The sequence below is a fragment of the Arthrobacter sp. OAP107 genome, assembly GCF_040546765.1.
Lineage (GTDB): Bacteria > Actinomycetota > Actinomycetes > Actinomycetales > Micrococcaceae > Arthrobacter.
On the sequence record NZ_JBEPOK010000001.1, the window covers coordinates 1953483 to 1974771 of the forward strand.

The window sequence follows — 21289 nt, forward strand, 5'->3', positions numbered from 1 at the left end:
TTTTTCGTGCCTGGCGAAATCAGGCCTTGCGCATCTGGTGCTGCAGGATCTTGGTCTGGACGGCGCCGGCCACCTTGCTCTTGATGTCCGTCGGCACCCGGACCATGCCCTCCTGCGCCACCGACGCCACGTGCAGGCCCTCCCGGTTGAAGATCTTGCCGGTCGCGAGGCCGCGGGCTCCCTGGGCGCTGGGCGATTCCTGCACGTACAGGAGCCACTCGTCCACACGCACGGGACGGTGCCACCACATGGCGTGGTCCAGGCTCGCCACGCTCATGCCCGGCGTGATCCAGCTCAGCCCGTGCTTGCGGAGGATCGACTCGAGCAGCGTGTAGTCGCTGGCATACGCCAGCGCGGCGCGGTGCGTGTTGGCGTCGTCCGGCATGGGGCTGAACGTCTTCATCCACACGGCGTTGCGTGCTTCCTTCTTCCCGGTGGCCGCCACATACAGTGCGGGATCCACGTGGCGGATGTCGAAGGGCCGCTCGTACGCCCAGTGCCGGGCGACAGGGTGGTCGAACTTGCCCAACAGGTCTGCGGTGCTGGGCAGGGTCTCCGGATCGGGGATGCCGGCGGGCATGTCGGACTGGTGCTCAATGCCGTCGTCGCCGGCCTGGAACGAGGCGATCATGGACAGAATCGGTGTGCCGTCCTGGTAGGCGTGCACGCGCCGTGCCGAGAACGAGCGGCCGTCCCGCAGGCGCTGGACCCCGAAGGTGATGGGCTTGTTCGCGTCGCCGGGCCGGAGGAAGTAACCGTGCATGGAATGGACGGTGCGCTCCCCGTCCACGGTGCGCATTCCTGCGATCAGGGACTGGGCCAGGACCTGGCCGCCGAAGACGCGCTGGTGCGGCTGGCGCTGTGACGGACCCATGAAAATGTCCTCGTCGGTGCGGGCGCCTTCCAGCTCGCCGAGATCCAGCAGGTCGAGGAGGGAAGTCGTGGGGTCATTCGTGGGCAAGGCCTGCAATCCGGCGTCCGCTTCAGTCATGGTTTGACTCTAGACGGCGCCCCGGCACCGCTCAACCGGGCCCCAGCCGGTAGTGTTCTTAACGTGTCTGATCTCCTTACCCAGTCTTTCCGTTTCGCTGACCCCCGCGACCTCACCGATCTGAAGACCTTTGTCACACGCGCCAAGGCCATCGACGACGGCGCTATCCGGCTGCAGGCAGCCGGCACTGTCCTGGCCGCCTACGTCTGCGTGCTTCGCCCCCGGATCCTGGGGGAGTCCACGCCCACCATCCTCGGCCTCCGGACCATGGGGCTGGCAGAGCCGTCCGCCGTTGACGTGACCGTTCCGCTGGGTGCCGTCCTGGACCGGCTGGCCCGGGCAGGGGAGAACGACGCCGATCTTCCGGTCCCGCCGTCGACCGTCACCGAATCATGGGCCGGTGTGGGCGCGCCCCGCAGCGGCTGGGAACTGGTGGACTCGGTGCCCGACGCCGAACTGCGGCAGGTTGCCGAAGCTGGCATCGCCGAGGTGGCCGGGATCGTTCCGGACAAGCCCGGGGCCCTGATCGTCAACAATGCCCGGGCTGCCGTCTGGGGACGCGGGCTGGAGGAACGGCACGGGGTGCCGGCCGGAGCGGCGTTCGCCGCGTTCGCCCTGGGGTTCCTGGGCGGAGACGAACTGAGCGGGGACGAACAGAAGCTTTACCGTTCCGGGCGCTGGTTCCGGCTCAGCGGCAGCCGCGGCCACGTGCTGGCGCGGACGGGTGCGGGCCTGCTGTAGGCCGCGGACGCAGCCGCCTTAGCCCTGGGCGTCTGACGGGCTGTTCACCATGGAGAGCGCGGCGCGTTCCATGTAGTCCCACAGCGTCCCCTCATGCAGCGGCGGCAGGTCCAGGGAGTCGACAGCGGTCCGCATGTGGTGCAGCCAGCGGTCCTTCGCCTCGGGAGTCACCCGGAACGGCATGTGGCGCATCCGCAGCCGCGGGTGGCCGCGCTCTTCGCCGTAGGTGGTGGGGCCGCCCCAGTACTGTTCAAGGAACATCAGGAAACGCCGCTTGGCCGGGCCCAGGTCCTCTTCGGGATACATGGGGCGCAGCAGCGGATCGGTGGCCACGCCGTCGTAAAAGACGTCAATGAGCTTCACGAACGTCTCGTGGCCGCCTACGGCGTCGTAGAAGTTGTCGGTGTAGCCCGGCTGGCTGAAGGGGTCGTTGCGCATCAGCGGCTTGCGGACCCCCGGCTCCGGCGGGGTGGGGAGGGATGGAATGGTCATGGTTACTCTCCGGCCTTCTGCTGGGGTGCGTGCTCGACTTCGGCCGAATCATCCGCCTCGGAGGGCGCGATGTAGTTTCCCTGCGAGCGGTTGCCCACGCGGAGGATCTCGCCGTTGCGGAGGTACCAGATGGCCCCGTTCTCGTCGCGGACACGGGTGATCCTCAGCCCGATTGACTCCACGACGCCCACGACTTCGCTGGTCTCAATGATGTCGCCGATGCCGTACTGGTCTTCAATGGTGATGAAGATGCCTGCAAGGAAGTCCCGGATCAGTTGCTGGGCGCCAAAACCGATGGCGATACCGAGGATTCCCACGCTGGTGAGCAGGGGCGCCACGTCGACGTCCAGGTTCTTCAGCATGTAGATGCAGGTGATGACGGCGATGACCACGCCGATGCCGCTCTTCAGCAGCGAGCCGATCGTGTTGGCACGCTGTACCCGCCGCTCGTGGTCCAGGGCGCGCAGCGCCGGGGCCACCCAGCGGAAGTGCGGTTTCTTGAACAGTGACGTGCCGTTCGCCACGCGCCGGGTGATCCTGGCGATCAGGAAACTCGCGATCAGCCACAGGACGATTCCTGCGCCGAGGCTGATGGCCACGCCGGCCAGGTCAAGTCCGGTGGGCTCCAGTGAGGCCGAGGGCGTTGTGAACATGCTGTGCATCTGCAGGAAGGCTCCTTGCTGCTGTCCGGCGGCGGCCGGTCTCCGCGGTTACCGGGGAGGCCGGCCGCTCTTTGGTCGCCTTTAAGCCTAGCGGGGTCTGCCGCTGGCTATGGACTTCCGGCTGTGGTAACTGGAGCGTGCAGGACGGGGAAATTTACGCTACGGGCAATGAAACACACCTTGTTGGCCTCATGGTGCATCTGTTCGGCCAGCGCAATGTGCTCCGGGTCCGCAACCGTCACCTGCGGGCGGAGCGTCACGGTTTCGAACTGGCCGCTGCCGTCGCGGTTCAACCGCATCATGCCGGTGGCGTTGTCCTCATAGGACAGGACCACCACGCCATGCCTCACTGCAACGTGCAGGAAGGAGAGCATGTGGCACTGCGCCAGCGCCGTCAGCAGCAGCTGCTCGGGGTTGTACCGGGAGCGGTCGCCGTGGAAGGTTGGGTCGGCCGAGCCCTGCAGGACCGGCAGCCCCGGAATCTCGATGTCGTGGTCCCTGGAGTAATCCCGGTACGACGACGTGCCGCTTCCAAGGTTGCCGGTCCACCGGACCGTCAGCGAATAGTGGTGCTCGTCGAGTGCCACGGGTCCTGCCTAGACGTCCGCGGCGCGGGCCCGGAGCGCCCGGGCCACGCCGTCGCGGTTTTCCAGCATCATCCGCCGCAGCGCCGCGCTCTCCTCCGGCAGTGACGCCAGGAACTCGTCGGTCCGGTCCACGGTGGCCTGGGTGGTCAGCTGCGCCGGGTACAGTCCGAGAACGATCTGCTGCGCCAGGGCAAATGTCCGTTCAGCGACGATCCCGGGCACGGCCTGGAAGTACTTCTCCGCGTATGGCTCGAGCAGCGAGGTGTCCAGGACGCGGGTGAAGCCGGCCACGGCCGAGGCCTGGATCGCGTTGGAGAGATCGCCCTTGACCACGATCGACTCCCACGCCTCCGCCTTCGCCTCCGGCGTAGGGATGGCAGCCTTCGCCAGGGCGGCCGCGTTCTGGCCGCTGGAGGTGTTGTCCCGTTCCAGTTCGGCGTCGATGTCCGCCTGGCCCAGCCTGCCGCCGGCCACGAGGGCGGCCACGAGCTCCCAGCGAAGGTCCTGGTCCACGGTCAGCCCGGCCAGGGTGGCCGAGCCGTCCAGAAGCCCGGCGATCCGGTCGAGCTGCTCACCGCTGCGGGCCAGGAGCGCGAAGGACTTGATGAACTGCAGCTGGGCGTCGGAACCGCCCGGCACGTCCGAGGCCAGTTCCCACAGCCGGTCGACGGCGGCAACGGTGGTGGCTTCGCGGTGCTCCTCGGCCACGTAGAAGGTCAGCGTGGTGGCCAGCTGCCGCAGCTGGACGAGGATCACCGAGGAATCAGACTCGGAGGCGATGTTGGCCAGGATCAGGTCGACGTAACCGCGGGCGGGGCTTTCCCCGTCCCTCGCGGCGTCCCAGGCCGAGCCCCACACCAGGGTCCGCGGCAGGCTTTCCCGGAAATCCTTCAGGTGCGCTGTTGCCGTGGCCAGAGACTGCTGGTCGAGCCGCACCTTGGCGTAGGCGAGGTCGTCGTCGTTGAGCAGGATCAGGTCCGGCCTCTTCAGTCCGGCGAGCTCCGGCACCGCGGTGCGTTCGCCGTCGACGTCCAGCTCCTCACGGTGCACGCGCTCCAGCGTGCCCTCGTCGGTGAGGTCGTAGAACCCCACAGCCAGGCGGTGCGGGCGGATGGTGGGCTGCTCGGCAACCGCAGACTGCAGGATGGCGAAGGACGTGATGGTGCCGTCGGCGTCCACCGCCAGCTCCGGCTTGAGCGAGTTCACGCCCGCAGTTTCGAGCCACAGGCGGCCCCACTGGTCCAGGTCGCGTCCGCTGGCCTTCTCCAGCTCGACCATCAGGTCACCCAGCTCGGTGTTCCGCCAGGAATGCTTGGCAAAGTATTCGCGCACGCCGGCCATGAACTTGTCCGGCCCCACCCAGGCCACCAGCTGCCGGAGCACGGAGGCGCCCTTGGCGTAGGTGATGCCGTCGAAGTTCACCTCGACGTCGTGCAGGTTGTTGATTTCGGCGAAGATCGGGTGGGTCGTGGGGAGCTGGTCCTGGCGGTAGGCCCACGACTTTTCCACCGAGGCGAACGTGGTCCAGGCGCTCTGGAACTTGGTGTTTTCCACCGCGGCCAGGTGCGACATGTATTCGGCGAAGGATTCGTTGAGCCAGAGGTCGTTCCACCAGCGCATGGTCACGAGGTCGCCGAACCACATGTGGGCCAGTTCGTGCAGCACGGTGATGGCGCGGCGCTCCACCTGCGCCTCCGGGACCTTGCCGCGGAAGACGTAGCCTTCAAGGATGGTGACCGCGCCGGCGTTCTCCATGGCTCCGGCGTTGAACTCCGGCACAAACAGCTGGTCGTACTTCTCAAACGGGTAGGGGCAGCCGAACTCGGCTTCGAAGAACTCGAATCCCTGCCGGGTGAGCTCAAAGATGTTGTCCGCGTCCAGGTACTGCATGAGTGACTTGCGGGCGAAGACGCCCAGCGGCACCACACGGCCATCCGAACTGGTGACGTCGCTGCGCACCGACTGGTACGGACCTGCGATCAGCGCGGTGACGTACGAGGAGAGGCGGGGCGTGGGCGGAAAGTCCCAGACCGAGCAGGCGCCGCCGTCGTTTCCCGGTTCAGCCGCCACCGGCTCCGGCGTCGGCGAATTGGAGATGACGTCCCAGTGCGAGGGTGCGGTGACGCGGAACCGGAACGTGGCCTTGAGGTCGGGCTGCTCAAAGACGGCGAACATCCGGCGCGAGTCGGGCACCTCGAACTGCGTGTACAGGTACACCTCGCCGTCCACCGGGTCCACGAAGCGGTGCAGGCCTTCGCCGGTGTTCATGTAGGGGGCGTCCGCCACCACTGTCAGCTCGTTGTCCGCAGCCAGGTCCGGCAGCTGGATCCGCACGCCGTCGGACACCTCGGCGGGGTCCAGTTCGCGGCCGTTCAGCGTCACGCTGTGGACAGCGTCCGTCACGGCGTCGATGAACGAGGATGCCCCCGGCTCCGCCGTGAACCTGACGGTGGTGGTGGAACCGAAGACCGTCTCACCCTTGGTCAGATCCAGGCTGACATCGTAGGAATCGACGGCGATCAGGGCGGCGCGCTCGCGTGCTTCGGCGCGGGTCAGGTTCATGCCTGGCAAGGTTGTGCCTCCAGAGGTTGGGGCGGCCGGACCGGCCCGCCGGCTGCTGCGCACGGGGTTCACGCGCGCGGATGCATCACTGTGAAGCCATTGTTTCATTCCGGCGCCGCTTGGCAAGTTGCGTGGCTCACTTTCCGGAGGGTCCAGCCACCGGTTCGCTGCGGATGCCCTCACCAGCCGGCCGGTGCGGGGGTAGCGTTAAGGCATGGGAAAGATCCTCGATGCTGTGGACACCAAGGCGCTGCGGTTCGCGATCGGCTTCCCAGTGTTGCTTGCCGCGGGGTTCGCGGTCTGTGCCGTGCTGTTGCGGCCGGATCTGCCGGAACCGTTGGCGGTCATGTGGAATAACGACGGCGGTACCGCCTTTGCGCCGTTCCCCGCCTTCGTCGGCGGCGGTGCGGGCCTGATTGTCCTCGTCGGCTGGCTGGTGCTGCTGCAGTCCGTCCCGCTTTCTCGGCCGACCGTCATGCGCCGGATCATGATGGGCGCCGGGCTGACGGTGAGCCTGTTCGTCACCACCGTGCTGGCGGCCGCCCTGGTAGGCCAGGCCGGGGTGCCTGACGCCAGGGAGTCCAGTGTGGACGTGATTGTCCTGGCCTCCGGCAGCGGGGCCGCGCTTTCCCTGGGGGTCATCATCGGGTTCGTCTTCAAGGCGGACCACCAGTGGACGCCTGAGGATGACCGGGCCCTGCAGCGGGCGCTGGAGCAGGAGCTCGACCCGGAACTGGCCGGGGATTCCCTGCGGTTCTGGGTGCATGCGCGCAGCTCCGTTTTTGTCATGATCGCCATCGCCAGCCTGTTTCCCGCTTCGCTGATTGCCATCGTCGTGCCGTGGCTCGGCGCCCTGCTGGTGGCGGCCGCCCTGGTTGGGGCCGCGTTCTTGTTCGCCAGGATCACCGCAGACCGCAGCGGGCTGCGGGTCTTCCTCGCCGGCATCCTCCGCGTCATCGACGTCCCCGCCACCGCCATCTCTGCCGCCCAGCCGGCCGACGTCCGCGCCGCCGATTACGGCGGGTGGGGCTACCGCAACCACGACGGAACCGCAGCCGTGCTCGTCAGCAGCGGTCCCGCCGTCGTCGTCCGCAAGACCGACGGCCACCGCCTCGCGGTGAGCGGCGGAAACCCCGCCTCCGCCGCCCTGCTCGCCGAGGTCCTGACGCGCGTCGCGGCAAGGGCACGCCGCGACACCCGCCCGCCGGACACCCACCCGCCAGCTTAGGGGCGAAGCCGAAGCGTAACTGCCGGGACCGCCCGGACTCGACGGCGCCGCCGTCAGCGCAGCGAGTACTCTTGGATCTGTTGATTTGACCTGTACAGCCCGGCCGCGCCCCGGTGCTCATGACTGAACGGAAGCTAACCGTGACAACAAACCCTGCCTTTCCGCGGGTCCACATCGCCACCGACCACGCCGGCATGGAATTGAGTGCCCATCTGGTCAAGCACCTCACGGCGAACGGCTACGAAGTGGTGGATCACGGCCCCAAGGAATACGACGCCCTGGACGACTACCCGTCGTTCTGCATCAACGCGGCGCTCGCAGTAGTGGCGGACCAGGAAGCCGGCGTCCACGCCCTGGGCATCGTGCTGGGCGGCTCCGGAAACGGCGAGCAGATCGCGGCCAACAAGGTCAAGGGCGTCCGTGCCGCCCTGGCCTGGAACCACGCCACCGCAACGCTGGCCCGCGAGCATAACGACGCCAACGTGGTGGCCGTCGGCGGGCGCCAGCACAGCGTTGAGGAGGCCACCTCGCTGATCGAGGCCTTCCTGCAGGAGCCCTTCAGCAACGACGAACGGCACGTGCGGCGCATCGGCAAGATCGCCACCTACGAAACCACCGGCGAGATCGTCGAATAGTGCCGGAAGGCCACTCCATACACCGGCTGGCCCGCCAGTTCGGTGACGTGTTTGCCGGTGAGCGGCTGGCTGTCAGCAGTCCCCAGGGCCGCTTCTCCGCCGGCGCCGCCCTGCTGGACGGGCACACCATGGTGCACGCGTCCGCACACGGCAAGCACCTGTTCCTGCATTTCGAGCACGGGCTGGTGCTGCACGTCCACCTCGGCCTGTACGGGGCCTGGGACTTCGGCGGCGACCACCAGTTCCGCGGGGCCTCCAGCATCGGGGCGCCCCGCAGGCTGGGGGAACGGGAAGTGGCCGACGACGGCGGGCCCACCAATGTCACCGGGCCCACAAGCGGTGCCGCCCCGGCCGGGTACGCCGGGCCGCCGGCGCCAGTTGGCGCCGTGCGGGTGCGGCTGGTCAGTGACCACGGCTGGGCCGACCTCCGCGGCGCCACCACGTGCGCCGCCATCACCGATGCCGAGGCGGCAGCAGTGCTGGAAAGGCTCGGCCCCGATCCGCTGCACAACACCGGCGGCAGCCGGGACGACTTCATCCGGCGCATCCTGGCTAAACGGACACCGCTGGCCACGCTGCTGATGGACCAGAAGGTGATTGCCGGCGTCGGGAACGTCTACCGGGCCGAAATGCTGTTCCGCGGCAGGATCGACCCCCTGCTTCCCGGCCGCGCGCTCAGCGAGGACGCCGCCGGCCTCCTCTGGGACGACACCGCCGCGGTGATGGCCGACGGCGTCCGCGACGGGCGGATCATCACCACCACCGCCGGTTTCTGGACCCGGAACGATCAGCTGCCGCCGGGGGAGGAGGCACACTTTGTCTACCGCCGCCACGGCCAGCCCTGCCGCGTCTGCGGTACGCCGGTTGCATTGGCCGAACACGCCGCCCGCAAACTGTACTGGTGCCCGTCCTGCCAGCAGCCCGCCTGAACCGGCTTTCAGTGGTCGACCTGCCATGACCTACCGGCCTGAACGGGAGTACTCGTGGGCACAGGTCTGTGCCCGGCGCACGGAGCGCCAGTGGCTCGCGGCCCCTTCTCAGGCGGGCTCCCCGTCCGACATCGTGCGGGCCATGTGCGGCGCGCACGCCCAGGTGATGACGGCGGCTGAACTGTCCGTGGGGATGCGGAGCACCATGCTGTCCCGTGCGGACGTGCGCAACTCCCACAGGGAGGACGGAACCCTGGTCCGGACGCTCGGGCCACGGGGCACCGTGCATCTGCTGCCGGCAGCCGACCTGTCCCTGTGGACCGGGGCGCTGGGTGCCATGCCGCCCAACCCGGCGCTGGGACAGTTCCTGACGCCCGCCCAGACGGACGAGGTCGTGGCCGCCATTGCGGATTCCCTGCGGGAGGCGGAGCTGACCGTGGACGAACTCACTGACGCCATCGCCGCCAGAACCGGGGCCTGGGCCGCGGAGCCGGTGATGCCCGCGTTCCAGACCATGTGGCCGCGCTGGCGCGCGGCGATGGGGACCGCGGGATTCCGCGGAGCGCTGTGCTTTGGCGCCGGCAAGGGCAGGGCAGCGACCTACCGCAGTCCCGGGCAGCTGGTTCCCGGCTTCCGTCCCGCCGAACCCGGGACGGCCCTCGACTGGCTGCTCCGGAGCTATCTGCAGGCGTACGGCCCCGCTACGCCGCCCAACTTTGCCCGGTGGCTGGGAGTTCCGCACGCGTGGGCCGCAGGCCTCTTTGACGACCATCGCGAAGATTTGGCCCCGGTCAGCGTGGAAGGCTCGCCGGCCTGGGTGCTGCGGGCCGACGCCGCGGCCATCACTACGGAACCGTCGGGCGTCAGGCTTCTTCCCTACTTCGATTCCTATGTGGTGGCCGGCCAGCCCCGGGAGCTGCTGTTCCCCGGCGAGGCAAACACCCGTGCCCTGGCCAGGGGGCAGGCAGGTAACTATCCCGTCATACTCGTCGACGGCGTCGTCCGCGGACTGTGGCACCACCGCCGTTCCGGAAAGAAACTTGAGATCACCGCCGAACTGTTCGGTCCGGCGGGGTCACAGCAGCTGCAGGAGCTGGAGCAGCAGGCGGAGCGGGTGGGCCGGTTCCTGGAATCCGAAGTCCGCCTCACCCACGGCAGGGTGGACATCGGGGGCCATGCCTGAGCAGGTATCAGCTAATGGTCAGGGATTAACGCGGAAGAGGCCCCTCATCGAGGAGCCTCTTCCGGGTGGAGGGGACGACGGGAATCGAACCCGCGTAATCAGTTTGGAAGACTGAGGCTTTACCATTAAGCTACGTCCCCGGAGGAAAGCGTTGCGGCGCACTGGCCTTTAGGCTTTTCTTCGGCGGCTGTTCAAGCCGGATATAACTAAACCTAATTCATGCCCCAGGTGTCAAATGTGCAATCGCGGCAGGGATGAACGTAGACTGTCCTGTGCATTACGGGGTGTAGCTCAGCTTGGCTAGAGCGCCTGCTTTGGGAGCAGGAAGTCGCAGGTTCAAATCCTGTCACCCCGACTCTGCGGCCCGGGCCCCAGGCCTGGTCACAACAACGCGTTTGCAGAAACCATCCAACAAAACCAGGAGTACTTAGACCGTGAAGAGCGCTGTCGAGAACCTCACCCCCACGCGGGTCAAGCTCAATGTTGAGGTCCCCTTTGAGGAATTGAAGCCCAGCATCGACGAGGCATACAAGACTGTTGCTTCGCAGATCCAGGTTCCTGGCTTCCGTAAGGGCAAGGTTCCCGCCAAGCTGATCGACCAGCGCGTCGGCCGCGGCTACGTCCTGGAGACCGCCATCAATGAGGGCCTCAATGGCTGGTACCAGGCTGCTGTCCAGGAATCCGGCATCCGCCCCCTGAGCCGTCCCGAGGTTGAGATCACCGAGGTCCCGGACCCCACCGCCACCGACGGTGAGCTGAAGTTCCAGGCCGAGGTTGACGTCCGCCCCGAGATCGAACTGCCGGACTACGCCGGCATCAAGGTCGAGGTTGCCGCCGCCGAGTCCTCCGACGCCGACGTCGACAAGGCCCTGGACGAACTGCGTGGCCGCTTCGGCACGCTCAAGACCGTGGAGCGCCCGGCCGCTGACGGTGACTTCCTGAGCATCGACATCACGGCCAGCATCGACGGCGCCGAGGTCGACTCCGCCTCCGGTCTGTCCTACCAGGTTGGCGCCGGCACCATGCTCGAGGGCATGGACGAGGCCGTCACCGGCCTGAGCGCTGACGAGGACGCAATCTTCGACACCACCCTCGTGGGCGGCGAGCACGCCGGCGAGTCGGCTCAGGTCAAGGTCGTCGTCAAGTCCGTCAAGGAGCGCGAGCTGCCCGAGGCGAACGACGACTTCGCCCAGCTGGCTTCCGAGTTCGACACCCTGGCCGAACTGCGTGCGGACCTCGCCAAGCAGGCTGCCGACTCCAAGGTCGTCGAGCAGGGCGTCGAAGCCCGCGACAAGGTCCTGGACAAGCTCGTTGAGCTGGTTGAGGTTCCGGTTCCGGACTCCGTCGTCGAAGAGCAGCTCGAGCAGCACTTCAAGGCCGAGAACTCCCACGGTGAAGGCGAGCACGACACGGAAGAGCACCGTGCCGAGGTCAAGGCCAACACCGAGCGCGCCTTCCAGAATGAAATAATCCTCGACGCCATCGCGGAGAAGGAAGAAGTGGGCGTCAGCCAGAACGAGCTGATCGACTACATCGTCACCACCGCCAGCCAGTACGGCATGGACCCGAACCAGTTCGCCCAGATCATCGATCAGAGCGGCCAGGTTCCCATGATGGTCTCCGAGGTCCGCCGCCGCAAGGCCCTGGCCGTCGTCCTGGGCCAGGCCGAGGTCACCGACTCCGAGGGCAACAAGGTTGACCTGAGCGACTTCGTCCGCCCCGGCGGCGAAGAGGCTCCGGCCGTCGAAGCCGAAGCAGAAACCGAAGCTGAAGAGGCTGCCGGCGAGACCGTCGCGAACGACGATCCCGCGGCCGTGAAGTTCTAGCAGCTGCAGGCATCAGTGACGCCAGCCCCCGGGTCCTCGGATCCGGGGGCTGGCGCGTTAACGGCCGGTGCCCGGCTCCCGCTGGCAATCGTGCGCCGTCAGCGAACAGTGCGATTCCGACGAACAAATCCGCTCCCAAAGCGGTTAGTGTCCAAGTAGTGAAGTTCAGTGATGTCGAACCGTAACGTCACCATCACCAGCGAGAGGTAAGTACAAATGTCACAGCAAGCAGCGGCCCCCCGCATGGCAACCGTCGATCCTGCAGCCCAGGACAACTACATCTACAACCGCCTGCTGAAAGAGCGCATCATTTGGCTTGGCTCCGAGGTCCGCGACGAGAACGCGAACGCCATCTGCTCACAGCTGCTGCTGCTTTCCGCCGAGGACCCCAACAAGGACATCTACCTCTACATCAACTCGCCCGGCGGCTCGGTGACCGCCGGCATGGCCATCTACGACACCATGCAGTTCATCCCCAATGACGTCGTTACCGTCGCCACCGGCCTGGCTGCCTCCATGGGACAGTTCCTGCTGTCCTCCGGCACCAAGGGCAAGCGCTACGCCACCCCGAACGCCCGCATCCTGATGCACCAGCCTTCAGGCGGTATCGGCGGTACGGCATCGGACATCAAGATCCAGGCCGAGCTGATCCTCCACATGAAGAAGGTCATGGCTGAGCTCACGGCGGACCAGACCGGCCAGACCGTGGAAACCATCCTCAAGGACAACGACCGCGACAAGTGGTTCACCGCCACGGAGGCGCTCGAATACGGCTTCTTCGACAAGATCTCGGCCCACGCAGGTTCTGTCGCCGGCGGCGGCGGAACCCAGAACGCATCATCCAACGGCCAGAGCTAACCGGCAGCAAGACAGAACTGAATCCAGGAGCAATGAACATGAACTACAATTTCGGATCGTCTGCCGGTAACCTGCCGACAAGCCGCTACGTTCTGCCGCAGTTTGAGGAGCGCACGCCGTACGGCTTCAAGCGCCAGGACCCGTACACCAAACTCTTCGAGGACCGCATCATTTTCCTCGGCGTCCAGGTGGACGACGCCTCCGCCGATGACGTCATGGCGCAGCTGCTGGTGCTGGAGTCCACGGACCCGGACCGCGACATCACCATCTACATCAACTCGCCAGGCGGCTCCTTCACCGCCATGACCGCGATCTACGACACCATGCAGTACATCCGCCCCGAGATCCAGACCGTGTGCCTGGGCCAGGCGGCAAGTGCCGCGGCCGTGCTGCTGGCCGCGGGTACGCCGGGCAAGCGGCTCGCACTGCCCAACGCCCGCGTCCTGATCCACCAGCCGGCGCTGTCAGGCGGCCAAGGCGGTCAGGCATCCGACCTGGAGATCCAGGCCGCCGAAGTCATGCGCATGCGGACCTGGCTGGAGGATACCCTGGCCAAGCACTCCGGCCGTACGCCGGAACAGGTCAACAACGACATCGAGCGCGACAAGATCCTCACCGCCGCCGAGGCGCAGGACTACGGCCTGATCGACCAGGTCCTCGATTCCCGCAAGATCAAGCCCCAGGCGCTGGCCCGCTAGATACAGGCACCCGCCCACTGATTACGGGCACATGCCGGGCAAACAGCAGTAACGGACGCCGGTGCGGGTTTAGATTTTTGAACCGCACCGGCGTCCGGTTTCCACCCCTCGGGCCGAATGTGACCTAGAGTGGATGTAATCATTGCCGGATCCGCGAGGTGAGGCTGTGATTCCAGCAACCGGAGCAAAGCTGCCCTTGCGGCAAGATACTAAGGGGTTCACATATGGCTCGGATTGGCGAGAGCGCGGATCTGCTCAAGTGCTCTTTCTGTGGCAAGAGCCAGAAGCAGGTGCGCAAGCTCATTGCCGGGCCTGGCGTCTACATCTGCGACGAGTGCATCGAGCTCTGTAACGAGATCATCGAGGAAGAACTCGCAGAGGTCGCCGATCTGGGCAGTTTCGAACTTCCCAAGCCCCGCGAGATCTTTGACTTCCTGCAGGAATACGTCATTGGCCAGGAACCGGCCAAGCGTTCCCTTGCCGTCGCGGTCTACAACCACTACAAGCGGATCCAGGCCGGCCATGCGCCCAAGAGCGGCACACTGGCCGACGGCGTCCACCACGACGACGTTGAGATCGCGAAATCCAACATCCTCCTGATTGGCCCCACGGGGTGCGGCAAGACCTACCTTGCGCAGACCCTGGCGCGCCGGCTGAACGTTCCCTTCGCCGTCGCGGACGCCACCGCCCTGACCGAGGCCGGGTATGTGGGCGAGGATGTGGAGAACATCCTCCTCAAGCTCATCCAGGCCGCCGACTACGACGTCAAGAAGGCCGAACAGGGCATCATCTACATCGACGAGATCGACAAGATCTCGCGCAAGAGCGAAAACCCCTCCATCACCCGCGACGTTTCGGGCGAGGGCGTGCAGCAGGCGCTGCTGAAAATCCTCGAAGGAACGGTCGCCTCGGTTCCGCCGCAGGGCGGCCGCAAGCACCCGCACCAGGAATTCATCCAGATCGACACCACCAACGTCCTCTTCATCGTTGCCGGCGCCTTCGCAGGCCTGGAGGACATCATCGGTTCCCGCTCCGGCCGCAAGGGCATCGGCTTCGGTGCGCCGCTGAACGAGGTCAAGAACACCGACTCCTACGGTGAAGTGATGCCGGAAGACCTGCTGAAGTTCGGGCTCATTCCGGAGTTCATCGGCCGCCTGCCGGTCATCACCACAGTGTCCAACCTTGACCGTCCCGCCCTGATCCAGATCCTGTCCACGCCCAAGAACGCCCTGGTCAAGCAGTACCAGAAGATGTTCCAGCTGGACGGCGTGGAACTGGTGTTCGACGACGCCGCCCTGGACCTGATTGCCGACCAGGCACTGGAACGGGGAACGGGTGCCCGCGGACTGCGCGCCATCATGGAGGAAGTCCTCCTCCCGGTCATGTTCGACCTGCCCAGCAGGGATGACATTGCCAGCGTGGTCATCACCGCCGACGTGGTGGCCAAGAAGGCCCAGCCCACCATGATCACGCACGACGTCGTCGCCAAGCGCCGGAACAAGTCCGCCTAGCCGGAATAAATCCACCCGGTCCAGCGCTGCTGCTTAAGCGCGCCCTGCGAGTATGGCTTAACGGCGCGCCACACCCCGAAGACTTCCCTGAGGAGATTTGCAGTGTCTGAAAGCGCCGCCCATAAGGCCGATTTCTGGTTCGACCCGCTCTGCCCGTTCGCCTGGATCACCTCCCGCTGGATCGGTGAGGTGGAAGCCGTCCGGGACATCAAGACGGAGTGGCACGTCATGAGCCTGTCCGTCCTCAATGAAGGACGCGACCTCGATCCCAAGTACCGCGAAGCCATGGACAAGGCCTGGGGCCCGGTCAGGGTCATCATCGCCGCCCAGGAACAGCACGGCGACCACGTGGTTAAGCCGCTGTACGACGCCATGGGGTCGCAGATCCACGACGGCGGCCAGAAGGACTTCTCGATCGTCATCAGCAAGGCCCTCGCCGACTGCGGCCTCCCGGCAGAACTGGCAGCCGTCGCCGACTCCGACGAGTACGATGCCCAGCTTCGGGCCAGCCACGAAAAGGGCATCTCCCTGGTGGGCCAGGACGTGGGAACCCCCGTGGTGGCCTTCAACGGCACCGCCTTCTTCGGACCCGTCCTCACCCGTATTCCGCGGGGAGAGGAAGCCGGGAAAATCTGGGACGCGTCGGTGACCCTCGCGGCCTACCCGCACTTCTTTGAGATCAAGCGCAGCCGGACCGAAAGCCCCGCGTTCGACTGATCTGCAGGGCTCGCCGGCGGACGTGATCAGAGCCCCGGCAGAACTACACGAGAGTAGTTCTGCCGGGGCTCTTGCGCATCGGGTACCGGAGGACAAAGATAGAACTTACCCACTTCGAAAGAAGTGAGACGCAAGAACCAAAGATTCAGTGACATGCTTCCAACGCAGCCTTCGGCAAAGTTAGAAGCAGGCTACCGGTGACAAGGTAGGAAGACCTGAAATTTCTGAGGATCTTGCCAGACTGTCAAAGATGTCACCAGACAGCCGAAAAGTCGAAGCCCCACCAACGGCAAAACGCTGATGGGGCTTCCCCTTTGCCCGGATACATCCGGGCCCGTTCGAACTAGGCCTGTGCCGGCTCCTCGGCCGGGGCCAGCTGTACGTCGCTGACCGTGAGCTCGCCCTCGCCCGTGGTGAGTGAGATGTCCTGGGCGTTGGCCGCGGCCTTGAGGTCCCCGAGCCCTGCCTGAAGCTGAGCCACGAGCGGCTCCATCGCAGTGATCGTAGCCGACAGGACCTCGGTGCGCTGCTTGACCTTGGCCTCGGACTTGGCCTTCCGGATGCCGCTGAGCGCGATGCCCACGGTGCCCAACATCCCGGTGTCGCCGTCGGTGACCTCCAGCGGTGCCGGCCAGGCGGCGCGGTGCACGGAACCGGTCCGCCACCAGCCCCAGACCTCTTCAGTGGCGAACGGCAGGAACGGCGCGAAGAGGCGCAGCAGCGAATCCAGCGTGGTGGCCAGGGCGGCAAGCACGGAAGCCTTCTCGGTCTCCCCGGCGGCACCGTAGGCGCGGTCCTTGATCAGTTCGACGTAGTCGTCGGTGAACTGCCAGAAGAACGATTCGCTGATCTGCAGCGCCCGGGCATAGTCGTAGTTGTCGAACGCCTTGGTGGCTTGGGCCACGACGTCGGAGAGCTGGGCCAGCAGCGCACGGTCCAAGGGGTTGGTCAGGACGGACAGGTCCGTGGAAACCACCGAGTTCTCTGTGGCGCCAAGGTTCAGGACGAACTTCGAGGCGTTCAGCAGCTTGATGGCCAGGCGGCGGCCGATCTTCATCTGCGCGATCTCGTAGGCCGTGTCGGCGCCCAGGCGTGCTGAGGCGGCCCAGTAGCGGACGGCGTCGGAGCCGTACTCGTTCAGCACATCCGTCGGCACCACCACGTTGCCCTTGGACTTGGACATCTTCTTGCGGTCCGGGTCCAGGATCCAGCCGGAGATGGCCGCGTGCTTCCAGGGTGCGACGTCCTGCAGGGCGTCGGCACGGACGGCCGAGGAGAACAGCCAGGTGCGGATGATGTCGTGTCCCTGCGGGCGCAGGTCGAACGGGAACACCTTGGCGAACAGGTCCTCGTCCCGGCTCCAGCCGCCCACGATCTGCGGAGTCAGGGAGGAGGTGGCCCAGGTGTCCAGCACGTCAGCGTCGCCGGTGAAGCCGTTGGGCTGGTCGCGCTGGGATTCGTCGTAGCCAGGTGCGGCGTCGGCCGCAGGGTCTACCGGCAGCAGGTCGTCGGACGGCAGGACCGGGTTGTCGTAGTCCGGGTTGCCCTGGGCGTCCAGCGGGTACCAGACCGGGATCGGCACGCCGAAGAAGCGCTGGCGGGAGACGAGCCAGTCGCCGTTGAGGCCGGCAATCCAGTTCTCGTAGCGGGAACGCATGAAGGACGGGTGGAAGTCGATTTCCTGGCCGCGGCCGATCAGGCGTTCGCGGCGGTCCTCGTCGCGGCCGCCGTTGCGGATGTACCACTGCCGGGAGGTGACCACCTCCAGCGGCTTGTCACCCTTTTCGAAGAAGTTCACCGGGTGGGTGATCTTCTTAGGCTCGCCGTCGAGCAGTTCGGCTGCCGTGAGCAGCTCCACCACGGCCTCCTTGGCGGAGAAGACCGTCTTGCCCGCGATGGCGGCGTAGGCTTCCCGGCCGGCGTCCGTGGTGATCCATTCCGGAGTCTCGGCGAGGATGCGGCCGTCGCGGCCCACGATCGCGCGGGTAGGGAGCTGGAGTTCGCGCCACCAGGTGACGTCGGTCAGGTCACCGAAGGTGCAGACCATCGCGATGCCCGAGCCCTTGTCCGCCTTGGCCAGCGGGTGGGCCTTGACTTCCAGCTCGACGTCGAACAGGGGGGACCTCACGGTCTTGCCGAACAGCGGCTGGTAACGCTCGTCGTCGGGGTTGGCCACCAAAGCGGCGCAGGCCGCAAGCAGTTCGGGGCGGGTGGTCTCGATGAAGATCTTCTCGCCGTCGGCGGTGAAGAACGGGTAGCGGTAGTACGCGCCGGGCACCTCGCGGTCCTCGAGCTCGGCCTGGGCCACGGCAGTGCGGAACGTGACGTCCCAGAGCGTGGGGGCCTCGGCCATGTAGGCGTCGCCGGCCGCCAGGTTCGCGAGGAACGCGCGCTGGGAGACGGCCCGGGAGGTGTCGTCGATGGTGCGGTAGGTGAGGTTCCAGTCGACGGACAGGCCGAGGGTCTGGAACAGGTTCTCGAACACCTTCTCGTCCTCGACGGCCAGCTCTTCACACAGTTCAATGAAGTTCTGGCGGGAGACGACGTCGAAGTCCCGCTGGTTCTTCGCCGGCTGTGCCGGCGGCTGGTAGTCCGGGTTGTACGGGATGGCGGGATCGCAGCGGACACCGTAGTAGTTCTGGACGCGGCGCTCGGTGGGCAGGCCGTTGTCGTCCCAGCCCATGGGGTAGAAGACGTTCTTGCCGGTCATGCGCATGTAGCGGGCCTGCACGTCGGTCTGCGTGAAGGAGAACATGTGGCCCACGTGGAGGGAGCCGGAAGCGGTGGGCGGGGGAGTGTCGATCGAGTAGACCTGCTCCCGGGTGGTGTCGGGGTCGAACCGGTAGGTTCCTTCTGCGAGCCAGCGCTGCGTAAGGGCAGCCTCCAGGCCTTCCAGGGCCGGCTTGTCGGGAACGTTGATCGGGGCGGTGGCGGGCGTGTCTGTACCCTGCGTTGATTCAGCCATGGTCCCAATTGTTTCATGCCGGGCAGTTGTTTCCTGCCCGGTGGCGGGCGCTGCTGCCGGGCGACGGGAGTAGCATGCGGCCTATGGTGAAAGCAGACGCGTCCTTTGCGATCAAACGTATCTATGAGGACCCCTCTGACGACGACGGTTGCCGGGTTCTGGTGGACAGGCTCTGGCCGCGCGGGGTCAGTAAGGAACGGGCCCGGCTGGAGCTGTGGCTCAAGGAGATTGCGCCGTCGCCGCCGCTGCGCAAGGAGTTTGCCCACATGCAGGAGCGGTTCGAGGACTTCCGTGCCCAGTATGAGGATGAACTGGCGTCCAATCCCGCCGTTGATCAGCTCCTGGCACTGGCTGCACAGCAGGGAAAAGTGACGCTGCTCTACGCGGCCAGGGACCCGGACGTGAACCATGCCAGGGTGCTGCTGGAGTTCCTGGCAGGGCTGGCCTCGCGCAAGTAGGCATTGGGCGCGGCGCAGGTAAACACATTGGCCAGGGCGCAAACTGTTGGCGCTAGGGTGGTGCCATGACTGAGGTTTCCGCAAGCTCCAACGTGTCCACCAGCAAATCAGCCCTTGTGACGGGCGCCAGCTCCGGCATTGGCGAGGCCACCGTGCGTGCGCTCCGCGCCGACGGCTGGACGGTGTACGCCGTCGCCCGCCGCCAGGAACGGCTGGCCGCGCTGGAAGCCGAGACCGGCGCCGTTGCCCTCGCGGCCGATATTTCCGAGGACGCGGACGTCGCGCACCTCCTGGCCGAGGTGACCTCCGCCGGCGGGATCGACACGCTGGTCAACATCGCCGGCGGCGCCCGCGGGGCGGACCGCGTGGGCCAGGCCGTGACCGAGGACTGGGAGTGGATGTACCGCGTGAATGTCCTCGGCACCATGAAGCTCACCCGTGCGTTCCTGCCGATGCTGCGCGAACACGGCGAAGGCACCGTCCTGAACCTGACCTCCACGGCCGGACTGGATGCCTACGAAGGCGGCGGCGGCTACAACGCCGCCAAGTTCGCCCAGCATGCCCTCACCGGGGCGCTGCGGCTGGAAGAGGCCGATCACAACATCCGGGTTATCGAGGTCGCGCCCGGCCTGGTCCAGACCGAGGAGTTCGCCCTCAACCGGCTGGGTGATGCGCAGGCGGCCGGCAAGGTGTACCAGGGCGTGGAGAAACCGCTTACGGCCGAGGACGTGGCCGATGTGGTGCGCTACGCCGTTAGTGCACCGCACCACGTGAACCTCGACCAGATCGTCATCCGTCCAGTGGCACAGGCCTCGACCTTCAAGCTCATCCGCAAACAGGCCTGAGCCTGCTGACCGGCCGCCGTTCCCGGCCTCCTCAGCCGTCCACCGGGACAGCCAGCGTGGCAATCACTGCCGCGTGGTCCGTCCCGGCAACGCGGTGTACGGCATAGCCCGACGCCGGAATCCGCGGACTGGTGATCACGTGGTCAATGGTGATGCCGGGCAGTGCCTGGCCGTCCATCGGCCACGTGGGCGTGAACCGCGCCCCGGACGCCGTGCCGACATCCACCAGCTTCCGGCCACCCGGACCGTCGTCGAGCAGTTGGCGGAACTCCGAATGGTTGTACGTGGCGTTGAAGTCCCCCAGCAGCAGCTGGTTGCCCTGGCCGTCCACACCGTTGCGGGCCACCAGCCGGCCCAGCGATGCCAGGTCCCTGCGCCACTGCCCGACGCGGACATCCACCGGAGGGAGGGTGTGCACGTTGGTGACCTCGACCGTGGCGGCTGCGCTGCCGGCACCTGCACTGCCGGCGCCCGCACGGCCGGCGCCGGCCGCGGGCAGAGTCAGCCGGAAGGTCGGCATCTGGAACGGGGTGTCGGGAATCAGCCCTACGGCTTCGAAGGGGTGCCTTGAGTAGGTTGCGCTGCCCGAGCCGTTTTCGGCGGGACTGCTGATCCTGCGGGGCAGGAGGCTCCCCAGCCCCTCGGCGGCCAGCCGGTCCTCCAGCGCCTGTGTGTGCTCCTGGATGGCGAGCAGTTCCACCCCGTTGTCCCGGACCAGCCGGACGATCTCCGCGGCATCGGCCCTGCCGAAGCGCGAATTGATGGTCATCACCGTCAGCCGGACGCTGTTGCCGGGACCGGACGGTCCCGCCTTCGCCTGGCCTGCCTCCACCCGACCGGTGTCGGCTCGTCCCGCGTCAGCTTCCCCTGCATCGGGGGCCCAGAGCCAGAACAACTGCGCCCCGAGAAGCACGGCGGCAGCGGCCGTGACCGGCAGACGCCGCCCCAGCAGCGCCAGGAGCAAGGCCAGCGCGGCGGGAACCACCAGCCACGGAGTGAAGGACAACAGCTGGACCACCTGTGTGGGCCACTTGGCCGGGATGGCACGGAACACCGAAAGCACAGCGACCGGCACGAGGATGCAGAGCGCCAGCAGCCGCCAGACGGTTTGCGCGCGGCGGGCCGAAGCAGTCATGGATCGAGTCTAGGCCGAGGCTGCCGCATGGTTATGGCCGCCGCGGCCGCAGCAGTTAGACTGGAGCCAACAGCTTTGACCCGGCCATCACCGGTGAGCTTCCGGAAGAACACCCGGCCTGCGGTGCGGACAACCGACCGCGGGGACCGGGCCAGTAGAACCGGACGGGTAAGCCCGTCACAGCAGCAATGAGCGGCCGCCGTCGAACTCCCTAGGGGGTGGGGCAGCGGTAAGTGAGGTGGTACCGCGGTGCCGAGGTGTTTATC

General features: G+C 66.6%; 19 protein-coding genes and 2 tRNA genes. 13 read left to right on the plus strand and 8 right to left on the minus strand.

Annotated features, from left to right (window positions below; translation table 11 throughout):
* Positions 1 to 19: 19 nt before the first annotated feature.
* The gene (locus ABIE00_RS09170) at positions 20 to 991 is read right to left on the minus strand and encodes an acyl-CoA thioesterase (protein WP_354259317.1); all 972 of its coding nucleotides are present in this window, start codon (positions 989 to 991) and stop codon (positions 20 to 22) included.
* Positions 992 to 1054: 63 nt separating this feature from the next.
* Here ABIE00_RS09170 and ABIE00_RS09175 point away from each other — a divergent pair, with 63 nt between their 5' ends.
* Positions 1055 to 1732 carry a DUF8185 domain-containing protein gene (locus tag ABIE00_RS09175; protein WP_354259320.1) on the plus strand — a complete coding sequence of 226 codons (678 nt, stop codon included), beginning with the start codon at positions 1055 to 1057 and terminating at the stop codon, positions 1730 to 1732.
* Between the two features lie 18 nt (positions 1733 to 1750).
* Here ABIE00_RS09175 and ABIE00_RS09180 read toward each other — a convergent pair whose 3' ends face one another.
* The 4 genes from ABIE00_RS09180 to pepN all read right to left on the minus strand — a co-directional run bounded on the left by ABIE00_RS09180 (position 1751) and on the right by pepN (position 6035).
* Positions 1751 to 2224, minus strand: coding sequence for a globin (locus ABIE00_RS09180; protein ID WP_331573051.1), 474 nt, complete (start codon positions 2222 to 2224; stop codon positions 1751 to 1753).
* Positions 2225 to 2226: 2 nt separating this feature from the next.
* Positions 2227 to 2886 carry a mechanosensitive ion channel family protein gene (locus ABIE00_RS09185; RefSeq protein WP_354259323.1) on the minus strand — a complete coding sequence of 220 codons (660 nt, stop codon included), beginning with the start codon at positions 2884 to 2886 and terminating at the stop codon, positions 2227 to 2229.
* 107 nt (positions 2887 to 2993) lie between these two features.
* Positions 2994 to 3473: an OsmC family protein gene (locus ABIE00_RS09190; protein ID WP_331573047.1), complete on the minus strand. Its 480-nt coding sequence runs from the start codon at positions 3471 to 3473 to the stop codon at positions 2994 to 2996.
* Positions 3474 to 3482: 9 nt separating this feature from the next.
* Positions 3483 to 6035 (minus strand): aminopeptidase N, encoded by a 2553-nt coding sequence (pepN, locus tag ABIE00_RS09195; protein WP_354259327.1) that lies wholly within the window; start codon positions 6033 to 6035, stop codon positions 3483 to 3485.
* A gap of 214 nt (positions 6036 to 6249) precedes the next feature.
* Between pepN and ABIE00_RS09200 the strand changes: the two genes are divergently transcribed.
* From ABIE00_RS09200 to ABIE00_RS09215, 4 genes are all read left to right on the plus strand, one after another.
* A complete protein-coding gene (locus ABIE00_RS09200) occupies positions 6250 to 7263 on the plus strand; it encodes a hypothetical protein (protein WP_354259330.1) in 1014 nt (337 codons plus the stop codon).
* Positions 7264 to 7382: 119 nt separating this feature from the next.
* On the plus strand, positions 7383 to 7898 hold the full coding sequence (locus tag ABIE00_RS09205) for a ribose-5-phosphate isomerase (RefSeq protein ID WP_354259333.1): 516 nt from the start codon (positions 7383 to 7385) through the stop codon (positions 7896 to 7898).
* On the plus strand, positions 7898 to 8827 hold the full coding sequence (locus tag ABIE00_RS09210) for an Fpg/Nei family DNA glycosylase (RefSeq protein ID WP_354259336.1): 930 nt from the start codon (positions 7898 to 7900) through the stop codon (positions 8825 to 8827). The genes ABIE00_RS09205 and ABIE00_RS09210 overlap by 1 nt, the downstream gene beginning before the upstream one ends.
* A gap of 25 nt (positions 8828 to 8852) precedes the next feature.
* Positions 8853 to 10010: a winged helix DNA-binding domain-containing protein gene (locus ABIE00_RS09215; protein WP_354259339.1), complete on the plus strand. Its 1158-nt coding sequence runs from the start codon at positions 8853 to 8855 to the stop codon at positions 10008 to 10010.
* 66 nt (positions 10011 to 10076) lie between these two features.
* Here ABIE00_RS09215 and ABIE00_RS09220 read toward each other — a convergent pair.
* Positions 10077 to 10150, minus strand: a tRNA-Gly gene (locus ABIE00_RS09220).
* Positions 10151 to 10290: 140 nt separating this feature from the next.
* On the opposite strand from ABIE00_RS09220, the gene ABIE00_RS09225 reads away from it, so the two are divergent.
* The 6 genes from ABIE00_RS09225 to ABIE00_RS09250 all read left to right on the plus strand — a co-directional run bounded on the left by ABIE00_RS09225 (position 10291) and on the right by ABIE00_RS09250 (position 15620).
* A tRNA-Pro gene (locus tag ABIE00_RS09225) sits at positions 10291 to 10365 on the plus strand.
* A gap of 79 nt (positions 10366 to 10444) precedes the next feature.
* Positions 10445 to 11836, plus strand: coding sequence for a trigger factor (tig, locus tag ABIE00_RS09230; RefSeq protein ID WP_354259342.1), 1392 nt, complete (start codon positions 10445 to 10447; stop codon positions 11834 to 11836).
* A gap of 243 nt (positions 11837 to 12079) precedes the next feature.
* Positions 12080 to 12694: an ATP-dependent Clp protease proteolytic subunit gene (locus ABIE00_RS09235; RefSeq protein WP_003803391.1), complete on the plus strand. Its 615-nt coding sequence runs from the start codon at positions 12080 to 12082 to the stop codon at positions 12692 to 12694.
* Positions 12695 to 12732: 38 nt separating this feature from the next.
* The gene (locus ABIE00_RS09240) at positions 12733 to 13392 is read left to right on the plus strand and encodes an ATP-dependent Clp protease proteolytic subunit (protein WP_003803394.1); all 660 of its coding nucleotides are present in this window, start codon (positions 12733 to 12735) and stop codon (positions 13390 to 13392) included.
* A gap of 224 nt (positions 13393 to 13616) precedes the next feature.
* On the plus strand, positions 13617 to 14903 hold the full coding sequence (gene clpX, locus ABIE00_RS09245) for an ATP-dependent Clp protease ATP-binding subunit ClpX (RefSeq protein WP_354259346.1): 1287 nt from the start codon (positions 13617 to 13619) through the stop codon (positions 14901 to 14903).
* A gap of 102 nt (positions 14904 to 15005) precedes the next feature.
* Positions 15006 to 15620, plus strand: a complete 615-nt coding sequence (locus ABIE00_RS09250; protein ID WP_354259349.1) for a mycothiol-dependent nitroreductase Rv2466c family protein — start codon at positions 15006 to 15008, stop codon at positions 15618 to 15620.
* 343 nt (positions 15621 to 15963) lie between these two features.
* On the opposite strand, the gene valS is transcribed toward ABIE00_RS09250, so the two are convergent.
* Positions 15964 to 18585 carry a valine--tRNA ligase gene (gene valS, locus ABIE00_RS09255; protein ID WP_354259352.1) on the minus strand — a complete coding sequence of 874 codons (2622 nt, stop codon included), beginning with the start codon at positions 18583 to 18585 and terminating at the stop codon, positions 15964 to 15966.
* Positions 18586 to 18668: 83 nt separating this feature from the next.
* Here valS and ABIE00_RS09260 point away from each other — a divergent pair, with 83 nt between their 5' ends.
* A complete protein-coding gene (locus ABIE00_RS09260) occupies positions 18669 to 19043 on the plus strand; it encodes a DUF488 domain-containing protein (protein WP_354259355.1) in 375 nt (124 codons plus the stop codon).
* 65 nt (positions 19044 to 19108) lie between these two features.
* Entirely contained in the window at positions 19109 to 19888 is a 780-nt protein-coding gene (locus tag ABIE00_RS09265) for an SDR family oxidoreductase (protein WP_354259358.1), read from the plus strand.
* A gap of 31 nt (positions 19889 to 19919) precedes the next feature.
* On the opposite strand, the gene ABIE00_RS09270 is transcribed toward ABIE00_RS09265, so the two are convergent.
* Complete coding sequence (locus tag ABIE00_RS09270; RefSeq protein ID WP_354259361.1) at positions 19920 to 21023, minus strand: endonuclease/exonuclease/phosphatase family protein; 1104 nt, start codon at positions 21021 to 21023, stop codon at positions 19920 to 19922.
* Positions 21024 to 21289 lie beyond the last annotated feature (266 nt).

Coding starts and splice junctions, on each gene's coding strand:
- pepN (WP_354259327.1), bottom strand. CDS start 6,035: ATGAACCTGACCCGCGCCGAAGCACGCGAGCGCGCCGCCCTGATCGCC.
- ABIE00_RS09205 (WP_354259333.1), top strand. CDS start 7,383: ATGACTGAACGGAAGCTAACCGTGACAACAAACCCTGCCTTTCCGCGG.
- ABIE00_RS09170 (WP_354259317.1), bottom strand. CDS start 991: ATGACTGAAGCGGACGCCGGATTGCAGGCCTTGCCCACGAATGACCCC.
- ABIE00_RS09215 (WP_354259339.1), top strand. CDS start 8,853: ATGACCTACCGGCCTGAACGGGAGTACTCGTGGGCACAGGTCTGTGCC.
- ABIE00_RS09200 (WP_354259330.1), top strand. CDS start 6,250: ATGGGAAAGATCCTCGATGCTGTGGACACCAAGGCGCTGCGGTTCGCG.
- ABIE00_RS09260 (WP_354259355.1), top strand. CDS start 18,669: ATGGTGAAAGCAGACGCGTCCTTTGCGATCAAACGTATCTATGAGGAC.
- valS (WP_354259352.1), bottom strand. CDS start 18,585: ATGGCTGAATCAACGCAGGGTACAGACACGCCCGCCACCGCCCCGATC.
- ABIE00_RS09240 (WP_003803394.1), top strand. CDS start 12,733: ATGAACTACAATTTCGGATCGTCTGCCGGTAACCTGCCGACAAGCCGC.
- clpX (WP_354259346.1), top strand. CDS start 13,617: ATGGCTCGGATTGGCGAGAGCGCGGATCTGCTCAAGTGCTCTTTCTGT.
- ABIE00_RS09180 (WP_331573051.1), bottom strand. CDS start 2,224: ATGACCATTCCATCCCTCCCCACCCCGCCGGAGCCGGGGGTCCGCAAG.
- ABIE00_RS09265 (WP_354259358.1), top strand. CDS start 19,109: ATGACTGAGGTTTCCGCAAGCTCCAACGTGTCCACCAGCAAATCAGCC.
- ABIE00_RS09235 (WP_003803391.1), top strand. CDS start 12,080: ATGGCAACCGTCGATCCTGCAGCCCAGGACAACTACATCTACAACCGC.
- ABIE00_RS09270 (WP_354259361.1), bottom strand. CDS start 21,023: ATGACTGCTTCGGCCCGCCGCGCGCAAACCGTCTGGCGGCTGCTGGCG.
- ABIE00_RS09185 (WP_354259323.1), bottom strand. CDS start 2,886: ATGCACAGCATGTTCACAACGCCCTCGGCCTCACTGGAGCCCACCGGA.